This window comes from Methylobacterium sp. ap11 (assembly GCF_900110515.1).
GTDB classification, from domain to species: Bacteria; Pseudomonadota; Alphaproteobacteria; order Rhizobiales; family Beijerinckiaceae; genus Methylobacterium; species Methylobacterium ajmalii.
This window is the reverse complement of record NZ_FOEB01000054.1, coordinates 1-1,961: the sequence shown is the minus strand read 5'-3', so window position 1 is coordinate 1,961 and position 1,961 is coordinate 1. Positions and strand designations below refer to the sequence as shown.

Sequence of the window (1,961 nt, the reverse complement as noted above, 5' to 3'; positions counted from 1 at the left end):
ATGTAGGTCGAGCCGACGGCGAACGACGCGCAGACGGTCGCCAGGATCATCGCAGTAGCGCGGCCGGAGACGCCGATTTGGCTGCGGGCCGTGCCGGTCTCCGGACGATGCTTGCCGATTACGTTGATGTTCATATCGCCCACCCTTATAAATTGTATTATTACAGAGCTATATGACCTGGCGATCGGTTAAATAAATCTTGATACAAGATATCATATAAGGTCGAACGCAGGCTTATTTTTTCGAGATACTAGTGCGGCGCAACCCTCATCGGCCATGCACAATTTATACGCTAGCTGCACGCTAACGTGCCTCATGATGAAGCTTGCAAGAGGGTCCTCGACCAGAAGGGGCCACCTTCGGCGGCTTCGACGTTCTTGGCGGCCTCGACGTTCTTGGGGGCCGCGCGATGCGGTCGTCACCCGCGGGGTCGAAACCCGGAACGGGGTTCGGGGAGCGAAGCGAGTAGGGCGTGGCCCCGGAGGAACGCACGTACAACATATTTCTATGCATACGTAAAATCATAACCCGATTCGTAAAAATAATATTATAGAATAGTACAAAAAATACGATAAATATTTACTTTTAGGAATAACTAGAATGTTGGCACTCTATTCATTTTTTGGGAAATACTTTAGATAATGGAGCAGAATGTTATTACTTAAGCCAAATATGATAGATCGGCGGCAGACATGATATGAATTGGCTAAAAATATTGCGAACCACCTGTTAACGCTTTGTGTTTTTATGATTTTATTATTTTTTTGAATAAGTTCATGGTCTTGTATTTAATTTTCCAGCATTGGCACAAATAGATCAAACCAAGGACATCACGGATCAAATTGCACATACATTAGAAGCTAAAATTTGTGCAAGTTATACATCTTCCGGTTGATTAGTTCAGCTTAGGCGTTGGCTTGGCGGTTTTGGGGAGCCATTGGAAGTTTGTGCGCGACCGGATGACGTTGGGATCGTCGCCCAAGGTCGTGCACCGCTACTCGACCACGCGTTCCAGTTCGTCCAGATTGGCGCTGTACCGGTTGACAACGGGCTCATCGACCAGCGGCCACAGCGTCTCGGCCGGCTGAAGCTCGGGCGTGTAGGGTGGCAGGTAGACCAGCCGCACGCCCTCGGGCACCGTCAGGTTGGGTTGGGTGTGCCAGCCGGCATTGTCGAGCATCACCACCGCCCGACAGCGCGTGCCCGCCCCGACCTCGCGGGCGAAGTCGGCCAGCAAGCGCTCGAGGAACGGCTTGGACAGGCCGTAGGAGAGATACCACACCGTCTCGCCGGTGGCCGGCGCCACAAAGGCGGTCACGTGCAGCCTTTTGAAGCGGTGATGACCCGGCGCCACCGTCCGCTCTCCCGCCGGCGCCCAGACCCGCCGCGTGACCGGCTTCAGGCCGAGGCGGTGCTCGTCGCTGGCATGGACGACGACCGGAAGACGCGGCTCGCGGGCTTCCTCCTCGTCGACGGCCTGCGCCAACTTTTTTTAAAAGCCTGCGCGGCCTCGGGCGTCGCCGCCCGCGGGTTGCGCGGGCGCGGCCGTTGCAGCGACCAGCCCAATGCCTTCAGGGCTTCCCAGCCACGCTGCATCGCCACCTGCTCGCGCCCCAGTTCGTGGGCCAGGACGTCCGCCACTTTGCGGCTCGTCCACACGCCCCCCCGTCCGTCGGGGGCTCGGCCAGGCGCTGGCGCAGCCGGTCGAGGGCTTCTGGCGTCAGGATGCTGGGGGCGGCCCCGTTGTGGCACCGCCGGTCGCCCAGGGCATCGGGGCCCTCGGCATTGTCGCGGTCGAACAACCGACGCACCAAGCGTTCGCCGAATGCCGTGGCCGCGGCAGCCTCGGCAAAGCTGTGGCCCTTCGCTAGTGTCCTGCGTCTGAAGTTTGTGGCAAAGTGTGGGTTTGTTGGGAGGCGCCGATGGCCTACCGTGTACCCACATCTCTTGACCTGAGCGCC

Annotated in this window: 1 protein-coding gene; it reads right to left on the bottom strand. The window is 58.0% G+C overall.

Annotation, left to right across the window (positions count from 1 at the left end):
- Nucleotides 1-994: 994 nt before the first annotated feature.
- Nucleotides 995-1,486: an IS630 family transposase gene (locus BMX97_RS31830; protein WP_091755081.1), complete on the bottom strand. Its 492-nt coding sequence runs from the start codon at nucleotides 1,484-1,486 to the stop codon at nucleotides 995-997.
- Nucleotides 1,487-1,961 lie beyond the last annotated feature (475 nt).